This is a genomic window from Rothia sp. HMSC071B01 (assembly GCF_001808945.1).
GTDB lineage: Bacteria > Actinomycetota > Actinomycetes > Actinomycetales > Micrococcaceae > Rothia.
The window spans coordinates 1-16,860 of sequence record NZ_KV795081.1; the positions used below are offsets into that span (position 1 = coordinate 1).

A 16,860-nucleotide genomic window follows, 5' to 3' on the forward strand; every position below is an offset into this window, starting at 1 on the left:
TTTTATGGGTGCTAAAAAATCTTTAAAAAACTTCTAGAAACCTCAAAAATCTGCGAATTCCCCTCTCTGGACCCCCAAAACAGGGTCGAAAGGCGCCCAAAGCCCTCGCCAACAAAGACAAACCAAGAAACCCCAGAGCCAGAGGGTAGCAGAACGATACAAGAAGAGCCCCTCCTGACGGAGGGGCTCTCTAACAGACTCTGTATATAGAGATATATAGGTGGAATAGAAAAGGAGGGGCACTCCCCCACCGAACATTCAGTACCGAACACTCAGCACTAAACACTCAGCAGAGAAGAACCCCTCCCCTCTATATGTATAGAGAAAGTCAGAAAAGACTAAACAAGCTCTACAGCGCCCTGGTTCTTCTTGCCACGGCGAACCATCGCAAAACGACCGTGCAGCAGATCATCCTTAGAAATAGCTGCGTCCTCGCCCTGAACCTTCACGCCGTTCACCGAAGCGCCACCCTCCTTCAGAATGCGACGAGCTTCAGAGTTAGACTTCGCAAAGCCCAGCTCAGTCAGAACAGAAATCATGTCCAGACGGTCCTCAGACAGCTTCGCCGAAGGAAGCTCAGCAATCACAGACTCCAGGGTAGCCTCATCCAGAGCAGCGAAATCGCCCTTACCGAACAGAGCCTCCGAAGCAGCCACAGCCTGATCGGTAGCCTCGGTGCCGTGCACCAGCGAAGTCACCAGGTACGCCAGAGTCTTCTGAGCCTCACGCTTGAACGGCTCCTTCTCAACCTTCTCGGCAAACTCGGCAATCTCTGCGCGGGTCAGGAAGGTGAACACCTTCAGGCGATCCACCACATCCGCATCCGCGGTGTTCAGCCAGAACTGGTAGAACGCGTACGGCGAGCACATCTGCGGGTTCAGCCAAATAGCGTTACCCTCGCTCTTACCGAACTTGGTGCCGTCAGAGTTAGTAATCAGCGGGGTACCAATAGCGTGAACGCTCTTACCCTCGACCTTACGGATCAGCTCGGTACCGCTGGTCAGGTTGCCCCACTGATCAGAACCACCGGTCTGCAGAGTGCAGCCGAAACGACGGTTCAGCTCCAGGAAGTCCAGGCCCTGCAGAATCTGGTACGAGAACTCGGTGTACGAAATGCCCTCGTCGGAGTTCAGGCGCTTCGCCACAATCTCCTTCTTCACCATGGTGCCCACGCGGAAATGCTTACCAACATCGCGCAGCAGCTGCAGAGCAGACATCTGACCGCTCCAGTCCAGGTTATTCACCATACGGGCAGCGTTCTCACCCTCGAACGACAGGAAACGCTCAATCTGAGCGCGCAGAGACTTAACCCACTCAGCAACAACCTCAGGAGAGTTCAGCACACGCTCAGAAGTCTGACGCGGATCACCAATCAAACCGGTGAAACCACCCACCAGACCCAGCGGCTTGTGACCGGCAAGCTGCAGACGACGCATCACCAGCAGCTGCACCAGGTGACCCAGGTGCAAAGAAGCCGCAGTCGGATCATAACCCGTATAGAAAGTCAGACTCTCCTCGCTCAGCGCCTTCTCCAGAGCAGCCTCATCAGTGCTCACGTGCACCAGGCCGCGCCACTTCAGTTCCTGCCAAATATTCTCGAAGGTATCGTCATTATGCTGCGCGTTGAGGATCTCGGCAGACATGCTTCTCCCATTCACAAGGTAACAACGCCCGAAGGCGCTCGAACAAAATATGTAACAAGCCTAGCACCGCACCAGCCCAAACGCTCAGAAAAACCCAAGCGAGCGCCCAAACCGCTACGGCACCAGCCCAAAGAAATAACAGAAAGAGGCTACAGAGCTATGAAGGCTACAGGCCCGCGGGCATCCGCGAACCCACCATGTGCAGGCGCTGAGTCGGACGAGTCATCGACACGTACAAGTCACCCACAGCACCATCAGCATCATCGATCAGCTGCTGCGGCTCAACAATCACCACAACATCAAACTCCAGGCCCTTCGCCTCCCACGGAGTCAGAACCAGCACCTGATTCTCCAACGCAGTCTGCGCGGTACCCGTACGATCAGCATGAGCACGAGCCACAGCCTGAGCCGTCTGAACATACAGGCTCGGCGGGCACACCACACCAATCAGAGCGCCACCCGAATGAGCGACCTCCTCGCTGACCACAGACACGGTCTGCTCCACAACAGACTCGGAGGCAACCTCATGCACCAGCGGAGGCCACTGACCCTCACGCACCGCACGAGGCGCAGACACCTCATAACCAGCAGCCTGAGCAACCGACACCGCCGCCTCAGCAATCTGAGCCGGAGTACGGTAATTAATCGTCAGCTCCTCCAGAGTGAAACGCTCACCCACAAACGGCTCCAACGCCTGCGACCAGGAAGAAGCAGCCGCAGCAGAAGAAGCCTGAGCAATATCGCCCACAATCGTGAACGACTTCATCGGGCAACGACGCATCAGCAAACGCCACTGCATGGGCGAGAGCTCCTGAGCCTCATCCACCACAATATGGCCATACGCCCACGTACGATCAGCCGACGCCGCAGCCGCAGCAGTCATACGCTCGCCACGAACCTCATTCATCATCGCAATCTGCTCAGGAGTAATCACGCCATCAGCGCCAATATCCTCCAGCGATTGGTGAACATTCTCCAGAGCCTTCGCCGCATTCTCAAGGTTCGCGCGATGCTCCGCCGCGGCACGAGCCGCAGCAGCCGCACCGGTCACCTTCGAAAAATCGCCCAAAAGCTCAGCAGCCTCATCCAGCAGAGGAACATCAGCCTCTGTGAAAGGGGCATCCGCCGGGCGAACCAGCAACTCACGCTCAGCCTTCGACAACTCACGAGTCGCAGACTCCAGATAGTGCGGCTTCGAGAACAGCGAGCGCAACAGAGTCTCAGGCGACAGCGGCATCCACGCCAGGTTCAAGGCACGGCGCACATCCATCGAGGCACGCACGTCATCCTGCAGATACGGACGCTCCACCACACGACCCGCCGCACGGTTCAGCTGATCATCCAGCTTCGCGGTCAGCTCCTTCAACAGAATCTTCACGAACGTCTCACGAGCCTCATTATGCGGCTTGCCAGTCGAACGAGCACGAGAACGAGCCGAACGAACCATCTCCGGAGTCAGCTCAACATCAGTACCCTCAACATTCAGACGCTGAACCTGAGCCGGCACCTTCTGACGATCCGCCACCGCACGCTTAATAACCTTCACCATGCGCAAATCGCCCTTCAACGCGGCAACCGCACGGTCCTTCTCAGCCACAGCACGCAGACCCGGGTACAGGGTCGCCAACGAAGCCATCACCACGCCGGTCTCACCCAGCGAAGGAAGCACACGCTCGATATACCACATGAACGAATTCGACGGGCCCACCACCAGCACGCCAGCCTTCGACAGGCGCTCACGGTTCGTGTACAGCAGGTACGCCGCACGATGCAGCGCCACAGCAGTCTTACCGGTACCCGGACCACCCTGCACAACACGCACACCCGGCAGCTCCGAGCGGATAATCGCATCCTGCTCAGCCTGAATCGTCGCCACAATATCGCCCATGCGGCCGGTACGCTTCTTATTCAACGCCGCCAACAAAGCACCCTCACCGTGGAGAGTGTTCTCATCCTGCAGCATCTGAGTATCAAAGACCTCATCCTCAATATTTACGACAGTGCGGCCCTCAAGCATCAGGTGACGGCGGCGGCGCACACCCATCGAGTGGAAAGCAGTCGCCTGATAGAACGTACCTGCCTCCGGGGCACGCCAGTCCATCAGCAGACGCTGCTGATTGCTATCAGTAATACCAATACGACCGATATAACGCACCGCATCAGCGCCCTCACGGTCCATATCCAGTCGGCCAAACGTCAGACGAGAATCCACAGCATTCAGCTGCGCCAAACGATCCTCATAGTGAGTAGCAAAAGAGTCACGCTCCGAACGGTTCTGATGACCGCCCACCGCCTGATTCTTACGCACAGCAGCCAGCTTCTCAGCCGTCTCCTCACGGAGCTCATCCAGGCGAGCATACACGCGAGCAACATACTCACGCTCCGCAGCCATCTGCTCAGCAAACAGCTTCTCAGCCGCCGAAGAATCAGCAGACTGCTGGGGTAAAGATTCAGATGACACGTAAGCTCCTTAAACCTATGGTGTCTCAAAGACAGGGTGCGACAGGCACCCAAAAATACGGGTCACTATTTTACAGGACAGGCTCCGAAGGGCAGAAATATTACCCCCGTAGAAAACCCGCACCGGCCCATACAGAAAAGTGCCCCACCGGCTCAACCGGCAGGGCACCCCTCATCACTATCAGCTACACACACCCAACCGGCGGTAAGCCTCAAACTCTATAAAACTACTTTGACGGTAGCGGATACTCAGACACCAAGCTCAGCGTCTCAAGACGGTAACCGTCCAGCGCCTCACGACCGCCCAGACCCTCCAGCTCCAGAAGAGCACCAACGCCGGCAACCTTCAGGTTCGCACGCTCCACCAGCTTCGCGGCAGCCACCAGGGTACCGCCAGTCGCCAGCAGATCATCCAGCAGAAGCACACGAGTACCCGGAGCGAAATCATTACAGTGAATCTCAATCGCCGCGCTACCGTACTCCAGCGCATACTCCTCACGGTACGTCTCACGCGGAAGCTTACCCGCCTTACGAACCGTCATCACGCCAGTGCCGGTAGCGTACGCGAGCGCAGAAGCAAGCAAGAAACCGCGAGCCTCAACACCAGCCACCACATCAAACTGACCCTCAAAACGAGTAGCCAGCTCATCAATGCACGCCTTGAACACCTCAGCATTAGCGAAGAGAGTGGTCACATCGTAAAAGAGGATACCCTCATGCGGGTAATTCGGAATCGTAGCGCAAGCAGCCGGAATCAACTGCTCAATAGGGGTTCGCGAAGCCTCAGAAGCGGGAACGCTCATGCTCTCTCTTTCGTGAAGGGGATAGTCCCGAAAAAACGCCCGGGAACAATAACGCGGTAGAAGCCGCCTACAAAATTCTACCCTCTTCACCCGCGCTTGTCCTCAGATGAGCGACAAGAACCATCTGCCGGGATTAGCCTCTCTGAATCACAACCCGCAAGTCACGCTTAAGAATCTTGCCGGTCGGCCCCAGCGGCATGCTCTCCACCATCACGTAGCGGCGAGGATACTTATACGCCGCCAAACGAGTACGCGCCAACGCATTCAACTCCGCCTGCAGCACGCCCTCATCAGCACCCGGACGCGGCATCACCACGGCGACAATCTCCTCGCCCACGCGCTCATCCGGCACGCCCAACACAGCTACCGACTGCACCTGCTCATGGGTATAGAGAACATCTTCAATCTCACGCGGATACACCGAATAGCCGTTACGCAGAACCATGTCCTTAATACGGTCCACAATAAAAATATTGCCCTGCTCATCAACACGAGCAACGTCGCCGGTCGCAAACCACTCGCCGTCAAAAACCTCAGCAGTAGCCGCAGGATTATTCCAGTAGCCAGCCATCACATTCTCGCCGCGTACCCACAGCTGACCGCTCACACCCGGCGCACACTCGGAACCCTGCGGGCAACGGACCTGCACCTGCACGCCCGGCAGCACACGACCCACCGAACCGAGCACCATGCCAAACTCCGCCTGATTAAACGAAACCACCGGCGAAGTCTCACTCAAACCGTAGCCCTCATACACCGGGCACTCAATCAGCGTTTTCAACGCAGAATGCACCGGCGCAGGCAGCGGCGAACCACCCGAAATACCGAAACGGATGCGACCACGCAGCGAGCGCGCACGCTCAGGCTCAGCCTCCAGCGCCGCCGCCAACGACACATACATGCTCGGGACCGCAGCCAACACCGACACCCCAGTATGCTCCACCAGGTTCAGCGCGCCATCAGGGGTAAAACGTGGCAGCAAAGCCACCGTAGCCGACGCCGCAAACGCCGCGTTCATCGACACCGTCTGACCAAACGCGTGGAACAGCGGAAGACCACCAAAAATGACATCCTCAGCGGTGAATCCAAAAACACTCACACAGCTACGAGCATTCGAGAGGATATTCGCGTGAGTCAGCGTTGCGCCCTTCGGTTTGCCCGTCGTACCCGAAGTGTACAGAATAATCGCCGGGTCGCTCGCCGCCACCGGGACAGGCTCCAGAACAGCATCCGACGAATCAGTAGCCGACAGCGCGCTATCGGCAGGCACGTCAAAAGGAGCCACCGGCGAGCCCTCTCCCCCGGTGAAAATCTCGCAACGAACCGAACCGTTCTTCACCAGCACCGTCGAGGATGCCTCCGACGCCAGACGAGTACCCGCAAACGCAAAAAGCACCTTCGCCCCGCTATCGCGCAGATGATACTCCAGCTCAGCACCCGACAACAGCGGATTCAACGGAACACAAATCGCACCCGCAGCCACAATGCCGTAATACAGTGCAGGCATCAACGCCACATTCGGCATAGACAACGCCACACGGTCACCACGCTCAACACCGAGCGCCGCCAAATGACGCTGAACCTGCGCGGCCGCAGACGCCAACTGCGCGTAGCTCACCACCCGCATATCAGCAGATTCAGAAGCCGGAATCGCCAAAGCTGTCTTAGCCCCCGAACCAGAAGCAGCCTCAGCCAAAAGGTAGGCAATATTGTTCGCTGAATCGTGTATTTCAGACATGATAGAAAACTCTCACCACAGAAAAATCGGTATATCTAGAAAAGGAGAAGACGAGCTAGAAGCCCGGCAAAGAACCCTAAGACAGCAGAAGGGCGTACCTTCAACCGCTCCCCCCGAAATATCAGAAGAACAGCGCAAGATACGCCCCAGCTACTACTGAGCAGCAGACCAATCCAAGAAGCTCTCGGCAAGCGCAGCCCCACCATTGGGGTCACGAGTAATCACTATTACCGTATCGTCACCGGCAATAGTGCCCATAATCGCTTCAAGACCGCCCTGATCAATAGACGACGCCAAGAACTGCGCAGCACCCGGAGGAGTACGCAGAACCGTAATATTTGCCGAACCCTCAGCGGTAATCAGCAGTTCCTTAAACAGGGAAATCATACGGGCATCAGGTGCAGTACCGCCGCCACGACGAGCAGGATAATTCGGCACAGCATAAATCAAGCCAGCGCCTTCATCACGGATGCGCTCAGCGCCAATTTCAACAAGATCACGGGAAAGGGTCGCCTGAGTAACCTTCATACCATCATCGGCCAGGTACTGCGCCAGTTCAGCCTGGGAGCGGACACGTCGGGTCTGCAGCAATTCAACGATGCGTGCCTGACGCGCGATCTTGGTCGAGGGGAAAGGCATAATATCTCTTCTTCCTACGGTGCCAATCACGAATTCAGAACGGAGCTGCCCAACGGTGGCGCAGCGCAACATTCTTTACTACCCAAGATAATACATATGCACATAAATATGCGCACCAAATATGGATTATTCCAAGATATGGGGGAAATTTCAGGGTTTATCTCACCAACTGTCACGCAAAATGCCGCGAATGTAGCGTGTATCTACACATTCGGGCGCATAACCTCGCAATGAATGCATAGCGTGCAAGAACATTCTGGGCTGGCGCGCCGAATCGAGCAAGCGACCTACCTCAGGCGAGCGCGCAAAAGGAGCCCGCCTCCAGCAACATCATGTGCGCCAGAAACAGGCTCCTTCAACAAAACTTCGAGGTGAATCCTCAGGACTCAGAACGCCTAGCGCTCATCCTCCACCAGACCATCCAGGTCCTCATACTCGACATCGCGCGAACGGCGGTTCAGCCACACAGCAAAACCCAGACCCAGCAGAAGCACCAGCACCGCACCAACAATACTTGCGATACCGGCAAAACGCTCGGCGTTCACGCTGTCCTCAGTCACAGGCTTCAACGTGCCCTTCTCGGCGGTGTAGACGACCTCAAGAGTGCCGCCCTTCTCCACCAACAGGCCGTCTACCTCACGCGGGAACTCCGAAGGAACGTCACCAGTCTGCGAACCACGGAACTCAATCGGAGCACCCGAAGTCACTTGATACTTATCCTTCAGGTTCGACACATACGTCTTACCGTTCAGCGCGTCATCAGCCGGCAAGTTGCCCTTATAACGAGCAACATTGCCCTTCGTAATCAGGTCAGGAGTCAAATCCTGGTAGGTGCCCTGAATGACCCAGCTCTTACCGGCATACTCGGCGTTATTATTCACCGACGCAAAAGCACGGACACCCGCAATAGCCAAAACAATGGAAAGAATAACCGCGACAGCAGCAGAAAGAACCGACAGCCAGTTTACGCCCGGGCGGTCATCCAGCTCTTCCTCACTCATCGCGAAAAGGGAGGAGTTCTCTTCCTCATCGTCGTAATCCTCGTACTCGTCGTACTCCTCATATTCAGAATCCTCGTACTCAGAATCCTCAAAGTAGGTTTCTTCGACCTCAGTAGACTGCGACAGCTCATCCTGTTCGCGCGAGTTCTCTCGATTAGCCATTACTCTCTCCCTCACTTCATCTATCTTCTAGGGTACCCATAACCACATGAGTTCACCACTGAAAGCGCTTATCAACGCTTCATAAACCAACCCAACAGGTAAACCCACCACGCAACGCCAAAAGCTACGGGGTGGGAGCCAACAACTCCCACCCCGTCAGCACTAGGCATTACGCCTTAGGGTTAGACCCGGTTAGACACGCGGTTCCGCACCCAGCTGCTCAACAGTCGCAGCCACAGCAGCCTCACGAGCAGCCGATGCCTCATCAGCAGTCAGCGTACGATCCGGCGCGCGGAAACGCAGAGCAAACGCCAAAGACTTCTTCGACTCATCAATACCGACACCGCGGTAATCATCAAAGACGCGGATGTCCTCCAGCAGCTCGCCAGCGCCCTCACGCAGAACACGCTCCACCTCAGAAGCAGGCAGATCGCGGTCCACCAGAAGCGCCACATCCTGGGTAGCAGCCGGGAAAGTCAGCACCGGAGTAGCCTGATGCGCCTCAACACGACCAGCAAACAGAGCCGAGAAATCCAGCTCAAACGCGCAAGTACGCTCCGGCAGGTTCAGCTCCTGCAGAAGCTTCGGGTGTAGCTCGCCAGCGAAACCAACGCGCTCACCGGCAGCGTTCAGAACCTCAGCCACACGGCCCGGGTGGAACGCAGTGTGCACACCATTACGCACCTGAATCTCAGCCGACACAGCAGCAGCCACCAGACGCACAGCGTCCAGAGCGTCACGCCAGTCGTAAGCGCGCGGAGCAGCACCCGGCATCGCCTCGTGCTCAGTACCTGCAAACAGACCAGCAATGAAAGTGGGCTGCTGCGGAATACCGGCATTCAGATCAGCCAGAACCTCATCCGAGGGGCGAGCTCCCAGCGGCGGAATAGACTCGGAGCCCAGCTGCTCACCCGGAATGAACACATGACCCGACTCAAAAATAGCCAAGTTCTTGAAACCACGAGACAGGTTACGCTTCAGAACCTCAACCAGACCCGGCAGCAGCGAGCGGCGCATCCAGCCCTCAGCCGAAGAAATCGGGTTCTCCAGGCGAATCGAAGGAACCTCAGTCACCGGGTTCTCGGGGGTGCTCGCCCACGGAGCCGACCACAGGTTATTCGCATCAGCCGACACGAAGGGGTACGCAAACACCTCAGTCAGACCGGAAGCAGCCAGCGCATTCAGCGCACGACGCTTACCCGCCTGCTCCGGAGTGTAACCGTGACCCGCAGGAGCCACCGGCAGAGTCGAGGGGATGTTCTCGTAACCGTCAATACGTGCGATTTCCTCAGTCAGGTCCTCCTTCGCGCGCAGGTCAGTACGCCACGACGGGACAGTCACAGCGTAACCGGACTCGGTACGCTCCACCGAGCAACCAATCTCACGCAGGCACGACTCAATCTGCTCCGGCGAGTAATCCACGCCGATACGACCAGCAGTGTAATCAGCAGGCAGGTCAATCACGACCGGCTCATAGCCGAGGGATACGTCAGTAACGCCCGGCTCAACCTGAGCACCAGCCAGCTCAACCAGCAGCTCAACCGCACGCTGAGCAGCCGCTGCCTGAATCAGCGGATCAACGCCACGCTCAAAACGCTTCGAGGACTCAGAAATCAGCTTGTGACGGCGAGCAGTACGAGCCACCGACACCTCATCAAAACGAGCAGCCTCAACCAGAATGCGGGTGGTCGAATCGGTCACCTCAGTGGAGGCGCCGCCCATCACACCGGCAAGACCAATCACACCGGAATCATCAGCAATGACAATATCCTCGGGGTGCAGAGTACGCTCAACGCCATCCAGGGTCACCAGCTTCTCACCAGCTGCGGCGCGACGCACCACAATCTCACCCTGAACCTTGTCAGCATCGTAGAAGTGCAGCGGCTGACCGGTCTCCAGCATCACGTAGTTCGAAATATCCACCGGCAGCGACAGCGAGCGCACACCCGCCAGACGCAGACGCGAAGACATCCAGGTCGGAACCGGCGCATCCGCCTTCACGCCCGACACCTCACGCATCACGAAGCGAGTGCATGCGGGGTTACCGTGAATCGGGGCGTCATCACGCAGGGAAACCGGGTGACCGGCGTCGTTAGCCTCCGGGGCGCGCTCGCCGTACGCCAGCACAAAATCCTCAAAGGAAGAACCGGTAGCGTGGCACCACTCGCGAGCAATACCGCGCAGAGAGAACGCGTAACCGCGGTCCGGGGTCACGTTCACCTCAGCAGCCTGATCGTACAGGCCCAGCAGCTCCATCGCGTCGGTGCCAAGCTCCGGGTCCAGGCCCAGGGTCGAAAGCACCAGAATGCCGCCGTGATCGTCACCAATACCCAGCTCACGGGTCGAGGCAATCATGCCCGCCGACTTGTGGCCGTAGGTCTTACGAGCGGTAATCTCGAAACCACCGGGCAGAACAGCGCCGGGCAGGGTCACGACAACCTTGTCGCCGGGCTTGAAATTGTGGGCACCACAAATAATGCCCTGAACGCCGGAAGGCTCAATGCCCTTACCGGTCAGAGTCTGCTCCTGGCCCTCCGGAACCACACGCACCTGGCACCAGTTCACGGTCTTGCCGTTAGAGTGAGTCTCCGGCTCCATAGAGAGCACCTGGCCAACCACAATCGGGCCGGACAGCTCATCAGAGGGGCGGTGAACGTCTTCTTCTTCCAGGCCAACCTTCACCAGGGTCGCCATCAAATCTTCAGCCGAAGCATCCTCAGCTACAGGCACGAACTCGCGCAGCCATGACAGGGGTACACGCATAATTTAGATCTCCATCCCGAACTGCTCAGAGAAACGGATGTCGCCTTCAACCATGTCATGCATGTCAGCGACGTTGTTACGGAACATGAGGGTACGTTCAATACCCATACCGAAGGCGAAGCCCGAGTACTCCTCAGGGTCAATACCCGCCGCACGCAGAACGTTGGGGTTCACCATGCCGCAGCCACCCCACTCAATCCACTGCGGGCCGCCCTTAGCGTTCGGGTGCCACAAATCCAGCTCTGCGGAAGGCTCAGTGAACGGGAAGAAGTTCGGGCGCAGGCGAATCTTCGCGTCCTCACCGAACATGGCGCGTGCCATGTACTCCAGAGTGCCCTTCAAATCAGCCATGGTCAGGCCCTTATCCACGGCAAGGCCCTCAATCTGGTGGAAGACCGGAGTATGGGTCGCGTCCAGCTCATCGGTGCGGTACACCTGGCCCGGGCACACAATGTACAGCGGCAAATCACGCGAAAGCAGCGAGCGCATCTGCACCGGCGACGTGTGAGTGCGTAGCAGCAGGTGAGCGTTCTTCGGCTCAACGTAGAAAGTATCCTGCATTTCGCGTGCCGGGTGATCCGGCTTAATGTTCAGAGCGTCAAAGTTGTACCACTCAGACTCCAGCTCCGGGCCGTCAGCAACTTCCCAACCCATACCGACGAAAATGTCAGTCAGGCGCTCCTGCATCAGAGCAATCGGGTGGCGGCCGCCCAGGGAACGGCGAGGCGAAGCAGCAGAAACGTCCACAGCTTCCTCAGCCAGGATGCGAGCCTCACGCTCAGCCTCCAGCTCAGCGGTACGAGCCTCAATAGCCTCAGTCAGGGCTGCACGAGCCTGACCCATCAGCTTACCCACCGGGCCCTTGTGCTGGTTCTGAAGATCACGCATCTGGCGGTTAGCGATGCTCATGATGCCCTTCTCACCGAAGAAGCTCAGGCGCACCTCCTTGAGGCTGTCAAAGTCCTTAGCCTTCTCGCGAATCTCCTGCTTGGCACGCTCACGCTCAGCCTCAAAAGCCTCACGGATAGCGTCCAAACCGTTCTCGGGGTTCTCCTCCAGAACCTGCGCAATGCGGGCGAGAACCTGAGCCGGGCCGTTAAGACCCTCGTGTTCCTGCACGGAATCGGTCATTGTCACTCTTCTCTGCATACCACCGGCACTATGCCGGCTGGCTCGTTATACACCTTAGGCAGCACCGCCTGCTCTCCCCCGGCTACCCACACAGGGTGCGGGACAAGGGGAAGGCGACGGGCGCATATCCTATCCATTTTAGACCAGAGAAGGAAGCGTAAACAGCAGAACGCCCGGATAGTCCATCCGGGCGTTCTTAGGTATATAGCCTCAACAACAGTGTTGAAGGGTTGTACTTACTTCAGAGCCTGCTTCACAGCCGGGTCAAAAGAAGCACGAATCCACAGCACGTTCGCAATGAACCATGCCGCGTACAGGGGCACGAAGCCGTAGCGCTGAGCGTCAATAACATTACCAATCAGAGACATAATCGCCACGAACGCACCCAGAATTGCAAAAATCAGACCGACAGTCAGGCCCAGACGCTTGCCCTTCTGAATCGTGAAGTACACCCAAATGTACACAACCGCAGAAACAACCAGCAGGCCGATACCGCCTGCAACACCGAACTCCGGCAGACCCTTCAGCGGGGACAGGTTATCCGGTGCAAACGAGGAAATAACACCGTGGATCAAGCAGAGCAGTGCGGAGACAATCATAATCTCCTGCAGACGCAGAATCTTCGGGTGCTTGGTCGGCGAGTGGAACAGAATTCCGCGCGGCTCAGCGCCGCCTTCCTGAATATAAATAGCTTGAGTGTCCGAGGGAACCGCGTCGGAGCGGTAGGCACCCGGATCAAACGGGGGTTGAGCAGTCATCATTGTCTCCCAATACGTATGTGATTTCTCCCTCAATACTACCCGCCTACCGATTGGTTTCCAAAGTATGTATCCGTGTCGAACCCATATATGACAAAATCCCCTCCCCAACAAACACACAAGTCAGGATTACACGGCGCATAAATCCCCCTCAAAATATGAATAAAGGCGGGACTCCCCACAGGGAATCCCGCCTTCAAACAGTGTCACAAAAGATAGAGAAAATTTATCCTGTTACCGCCGCGAACGTGTCACACAACGGCGAATTAGCCTCGCAACGAACTAGTGCAGAGCATGAGGTCAGACCTTGGGTCTACGCCTCACCAGTGCCAGTGTCCTGCAGCTGCTGCAGGAGCGCTTCCACAATCGGGAAGTCAGCAGGAATCCACGGCAAACCCAGCAGGTCATCGTACGCCTGCGCGTCATCCTTAGACTTCGGCAGCGGCATCCACCGCAGAGCGCTGTGATCTTCCAAAGTATCCGGAGTACCCGAAAGAATCTCAGCAAAGAACACACGCATCGCCAGACGCTCGCTCAGACGCCAACCCTGCGGATACGCGCCGGGCACCTCAGCACCCAAACGCGCCTGCACGCCCAGCTCCTCCTTCAGCTCACGCACCAGCGCCTGCTTGCAGCTCTCCCCCGGCTCGACCTTACCGCCCGGGAACTCCCACATGCCGGCAACAGTCTGCGGCTCAGAACGCTGAGCCACCAGCATACGGGTCGGAGCCACCAAAGAATCGACCACGGCGGCGCCAACCACCTGAACCTCAAACGAGGGCGACACTTCACTCATCTTTCTCTACCTTCTTCTACGCTTTAGAATCCTTCATCGGATGCGCATCCTCAGCAGCGTGCTCCGCTACTTCCTTCTCGGCATCCTCAGTATTCTCAGGCTCAGGAGCTTCCTCCACGCCTTCCTGCCACTCTTCTTCCTCATCATTCATATTCGAGGCTTCTGCCACCTCACGGCGAATATTAGTGCCGTCATTCAGCAGAATCAGAAGGCGGTTACCGTTCTTGAACTCCATGAGGAAGACATCCTCAAGCTCGACCTCAGCGGCACGCAACTGTAGGTACACCCAATCCTCGGTCTTGTGCGCATCCGCGATATCGCGAGTGACCAAGCTACCCTTCACAATCAGAGCAAAGTTCGGCACACCGTCACCCTTACGGATCACACTCAGCACACCATTCGGTTCAATCTGAGCGAACTCAATGTCTTCCAGGTCGTAAATACCCTGCGCACGAAGGTCAGCAATCAGGCGCATCGGATCAAGAACCACATCTGCCTGCTGGAAGCTCTTAATATCGATATCACCATCCGTAATGACCGGCACGCGCTGCTCACGCACCGCCATATGCAGAAAACGAATCTTCGTGGTCGCCACGTTCAGCAGCTGAATCATGCACAGCGTAAACACCATGTAGATGACAAAGTAGAACAGGCTAATCTGCTTGCTGTACAACACGCCACCGAACACACCACCGATGACAAAGTTACCGATGGTATCAATCGGGGTCTGGTGCCCCGCCTGAGAACGGTGAGTCAGACGCAGGTACACCAAAAGAATGATCAGGCCAATGAAAATCTTTAGCAAACCATCAACGATCATCTCAACGGTCATAACAAAAATCTCCTAGAACTAAGCCCGGAAAATATCCGGCTCCAAATAAATGATGCGTGCCGCAGGAACAGCCTCGCGAATACGAACCTCAGCCGCGTCAATCTCATCAGCTACCGCACGACCGGTGTCAGCATCATGAATACGAATCTTTGCCGCCACCAGAATCTCCTCAGGACCCAAGTGCACGGTCTTAATGTGGATAATGCGCTCGCTATCGCCATCCTCAATCGCCGCACGAATCTTCGCCAAATCCTCCAGAGAAGCAGCCTCACCCAAAATCAGGGACTTCATCTCCACCGCAAGGAACACAGCAATAAAGACCAGCAGCACACCAATAGCCAGGGTACCGAACGCATCCCACAGACCATTACCGGTCAACAGAGTCAGACCCACACCAAAGAGCGCAAAAATCAGACCCAGCAGCGCACCCGCGTCCTCCAACAGAAGCACCGGAAGCTCCGGGTTCTTCGAAGTACGCAAGAAACGCATCCAGCTCTGCTTGCCCTTCAGATCACGCGACTCCTTAACCGCCACGCGGAACGAATTACCCTCCAGCAGGATCGAACCCACCAGAACAGCCACCGGAACCCACTGCCACTCAGTAATACCGTGCGGGTCATGCAGCTTCTCATAACCCTCGTACAGAGCGAACAAGCCACCCAGGGCAAAGATAATAATCGAAACAATAAACGCGTAAATATAGCGGTTACGGCCATAACCAAACGGATGCTCCTCATCAGCCTGCTTCTGCGAAGCGCGACCGCCCAAAAGAAGCAGAAGCTGATTACCCGAGTCAGCCACCGAGTGAATAGCCTCCGCCAACATCGACGAAGAACGAGTCAGCGCAAAAGCCAAAAACTTCAGCACCGCAATACCCAGGTTCGCACCCAGCGCAGCAATAATCGCGCCCGAACCCGAATGACCAGAAGGAGCAGACATAATTTCCCTTTCTCAGCCCTAAACTAAAACTCTAAAACCTATGAGGCTAAAGCGGCCCACCGCTGTACCACAGCCGTGAACCGCCCAAAACCTAGCGAGAAACGCCGCGCTGAGCCATTGCCGAAGCATACAGGCACACAGCAGCAGCCGTACCCACATTCAAAGACTCAGCCGAACCATAGACAGGAACAGCCACGCGCATCGTAGCGGCAGCCTTCTCTTCAGCGTTCAAGCCCTGCGCCTCATTACCGAAAAGCCACATCGTCGGCTTAGAAAGATCAAAATTACCCTTCACGCCGGAGGGGGCACTCGCCTCCACACCGACACGACGAGCCGCAGTGTACTCACTCAGCTCCTGCAGATTCACCGCACCATAGCCGTCAGCAGCCAGCACAGCAGTACCCTGAGACTTCACATCCTCCGCGAAATCCTCCAGCTGCACGCCCTGAATAATCGGCACATGGAACAGCGAACCCGCCGTAGAACGCACCGTCTTCGGGTTATACAAATCCACCGAGCCCTTAGTCGTAATCACCAAGTCAGCACCGGCCGCATCAGCCACACGAAGAATAGTGCCCGCATTACCCGGATCCTGCACACGAGACAGCACAGCAATCAACTTCGGGTTCAACGCGCCCTCACCCCACAGCAGCGAGAACGACGCATCCACCATAAAGGAAACCGCAATAATACCCTGCGGGCTCACCGAATCAGCCATCGCCTCCAGCACCTCATCGGTCACCACACGCATAAAGACGCGGCGACCCTCCTCCGGGGTGGGAGTGCCGTAGACCTGCTCCAGCAGCTCAGCAATATCCTCATGACGGTCAAAAGCCGCCTCCGTAACGTAGACAGCATCCAGAATCGGCTTCTTCAGATGCGCCTTCAACGCCTCACGCACAGCCTGCGGGCCTTCCACCAGGAACTGGCCCTTCTTCGTGCGGGCAGCGCGGGTACGCAGCTTCGCAATATCGCGCACACGATCTGCCTGCGGATTGGACATCACAACGGGGGTACTAATACGTTCAAAAAAGTTCACTCTTAAAGGGTACAGGCAAAGGCACACCCAAAAAACGCAGAACAGCCACAAGCACAACCCCCAGATACGCAGAAAGCGACCGCCCACACTCAAAAGTGCAGACGGCCGCTCACGACGCTTAAGCATCCTACCCCGAACCTAGATCTTCGAGGTAAG

13 protein-coding genes are annotated in these 16,860 nt (G+C 56.8%); all 13 read right to left on the reverse strand.

Annotated features, from left to right (window positions below; all coding sequences use genetic code 11):
- Nucleotides 1–338: 338 nt before the first annotated feature.
- The 13 genes from tyrS to HMPREF2527_RS08255 all read right to left on the reverse strand — a co-directional run bounded on the left by tyrS (nucleotide 339) and on the right by HMPREF2527_RS08255 (nucleotide 16,668).
- Nucleotides 339–1,643 (reverse strand): tyrosine--tRNA ligase, encoded by a 1,305-nt coding sequence (tyrS, locus tag HMPREF2527_RS08195; RefSeq protein WP_049341763.1) that lies wholly within the window; start codon nucleotides 1,641–1,643, stop codon nucleotides 339–341.
- Between the two features lie 166 nt (nucleotides 1,644–1,809).
- Complete coding sequence (locus tag HMPREF2527_RS08200; RefSeq protein WP_070507675.1) at nucleotides 1,810–4,104, reverse strand: HelD family protein; 2,295 nt, start codon at nucleotides 4,102–4,104, stop codon at nucleotides 1,810–1,812.
- Between the two features lie 226 nt (nucleotides 4,105–4,330).
- Complete coding sequence (locus HMPREF2527_RS08205) at nucleotides 4,331–4,906, reverse strand: adenine phosphoribosyltransferase (protein ID WP_005507865.1); 576 nt, start codon at nucleotides 4,904–4,906, stop codon at nucleotides 4,331–4,333.
- Between the two features lie 133 nt (nucleotides 4,907–5,039).
- Nucleotides 5,040–6,644, reverse strand: coding sequence for an AMP-binding protein (locus tag HMPREF2527_RS08210; RefSeq protein WP_070507677.1), 1,605 nt, complete (start codon nucleotides 6,642–6,644; stop codon nucleotides 5,040–5,042).
- 153 nt (nucleotides 6,645–6,797) lie between these two features.
- The gene (locus tag HMPREF2527_RS08215; protein ID WP_049345349.1) at nucleotides 6,798–7,283 is read right to left on the reverse strand and encodes an arginine repressor; all 486 of its coding nucleotides are present in this window, start codon (nucleotides 7,281–7,283) and stop codon (nucleotides 6,798–6,800) included.
- A gap of 395 nt (nucleotides 7,284–7,678) precedes the next feature.
- Nucleotides 7,679–8,446 (reverse strand): hypothetical protein, encoded by a 768-nt coding sequence (locus tag HMPREF2527_RS08220; protein WP_049345348.1) that lies wholly within the window; start codon nucleotides 8,444–8,446, stop codon nucleotides 7,679–7,681.
- A gap of 192 nt (nucleotides 8,447–8,638) precedes the next feature.
- Nucleotides 8,639–11,209 carry a phenylalanine--tRNA ligase subunit beta gene (gene pheT, locus HMPREF2527_RS08225; RefSeq protein WP_070507679.1) on the reverse strand — a complete coding sequence of 857 codons (2,571 nt, stop codon included), beginning with the start codon at nucleotides 11,207–11,209 and terminating at the stop codon, nucleotides 8,639–8,641.
- Nucleotides 11,210–11,212: 3 nt separating this feature from the next.
- Nucleotides 11,213–12,340, reverse strand: coding sequence for a phenylalanine--tRNA ligase subunit alpha (gene pheS / locus HMPREF2527_RS08230; protein WP_049328035.1), 1,128 nt, complete (start codon nucleotides 12,338–12,340; stop codon nucleotides 11,213–11,215).
- A gap of 236 nt (nucleotides 12,341–12,576) precedes the next feature.
- The gene (locus HMPREF2527_RS08235) at nucleotides 12,577–13,098 is read right to left on the reverse strand and encodes a hypothetical protein (RefSeq protein ID WP_005507133.1); all 522 of its coding nucleotides are present in this window, start codon (nucleotides 13,096–13,098) and stop codon (nucleotides 12,577–12,579) included.
- 313 nt (nucleotides 13,099–13,411) lie between these two features.
- Nucleotides 13,412–13,894 carry a (deoxy)nucleoside triphosphate pyrophosphohydrolase gene (locus tag HMPREF2527_RS08240; protein ID WP_070507681.1) on the reverse strand — a complete coding sequence of 161 codons (483 nt, stop codon included), beginning with the start codon at nucleotides 13,892–13,894 and terminating at the stop codon, nucleotides 13,412–13,414.
- Nucleotides 13,895–13,910: 16 nt separating this feature from the next.
- Nucleotides 13,911–14,726, reverse strand: coding sequence for a DUF421 domain-containing protein (locus tag HMPREF2527_RS08245; protein ID WP_070507683.1), 816 nt, complete (start codon nucleotides 14,724–14,726; stop codon nucleotides 13,911–13,913).
- 18 nt (nucleotides 14,727–14,744) lie between these two features.
- Nucleotides 14,745–15,665 carry a cation diffusion facilitator family transporter gene (locus tag HMPREF2527_RS08250; RefSeq protein ID WP_070507685.1) on the reverse strand — a complete coding sequence of 307 codons (921 nt, stop codon included), beginning with the start codon at nucleotides 15,663–15,665 and terminating at the stop codon, nucleotides 14,745–14,747.
- Nucleotides 15,666–15,756: 91 nt separating this feature from the next.
- Nucleotides 15,757–16,668, reverse strand: coding sequence for a TrmH family RNA methyltransferase (locus HMPREF2527_RS08255; RefSeq protein WP_246824802.1), 912 nt, complete (start codon nucleotides 16,666–16,668; stop codon nucleotides 15,757–15,759).
- Nucleotides 16,669–16,860 lie beyond the last annotated feature (192 nt).

What these genes read in the sequence shown, in the direction of transcription:
- HMPREF2527_RS08205 (WP_005507865.1), bottom strand. Translation starts at nt 4,906, where the DNA reads ATGAGCGTTCCCGCTTCTGAGGCTTCGCGAACCCCTATTGAGCAGTTG.
- HMPREF2527_RS08210 (WP_070507677.1), bottom strand. Translation starts at nt 6,644, where the DNA reads ATGTCTGAAATACACGATTCAGCGAACAATATTGCCTACCTTTTGGCT.
- tyrS (WP_049341763.1), bottom strand. Translation starts at nt 1,643, where the DNA reads ATGTCTGCCGAGATCCTCAACGCGCAGCATAATGACGATACCTTCGAG.
- HMPREF2527_RS08220 (WP_049345348.1), bottom strand. Translation starts at nt 8,446, where the DNA reads ATGGCTAATCGAGAGAACTCGCGCGAACAGGATGAGCTGTCGCAGTCT.
- HMPREF2527_RS08215 (WP_049345349.1), bottom strand. Translation starts at nt 7,283, where the DNA reads ATGCCTTTCCCCTCGACCAAGATCGCGCGTCAGGCACGCATCGTTGAA.
- HMPREF2527_RS08255 (WP_246824802.1), bottom strand. Translation starts at nt 16,668, where the DNA reads ATGTCCAATCCGCAGGCAGATCGTGTGCGCGATATTGCGAAGCTGCGT.
- HMPREF2527_RS08245 (WP_070507683.1), bottom strand. Translation starts at nt 14,726, where the DNA reads ATGACCGTTGAGATGATCGTTGATGGTTTGCTAAAGATTTTCATTGGC.
- HMPREF2527_RS08235 (WP_005507133.1), bottom strand. Translation starts at nt 13,098, where the DNA reads ATGACTGCTCAACCCCCGTTTGATCCGGGTGCCTACCGCTCCGACGCG.
- HMPREF2527_RS08240 (WP_070507681.1), bottom strand. Translation starts at nt 13,894, where the DNA reads ATGAGTGAAGTGTCGCCCTCGTTTGAGGTTCAGGTGGTTGGCGCCGCC.
- pheT (WP_070507679.1), bottom strand. Translation starts at nt 11,209, where the DNA reads ATGCGTGTACCCCTGTCATGGCTGCGCGAGTTCGTGCCTGTAGCTGAG.
- pheS (WP_049328035.1), bottom strand. Translation starts at nt 12,340, where the DNA reads ATGACCGATTCCGTGCAGGAACACGAGGGTCTTAACGGCCCGGCTCAG.
- HMPREF2527_RS08250 (WP_070507685.1), bottom strand. Translation starts at nt 15,665, where the DNA reads ATGTCTGCTCCTTCTGGTCATTCGGGTTCGGGCGCGATTATTGCTGCG.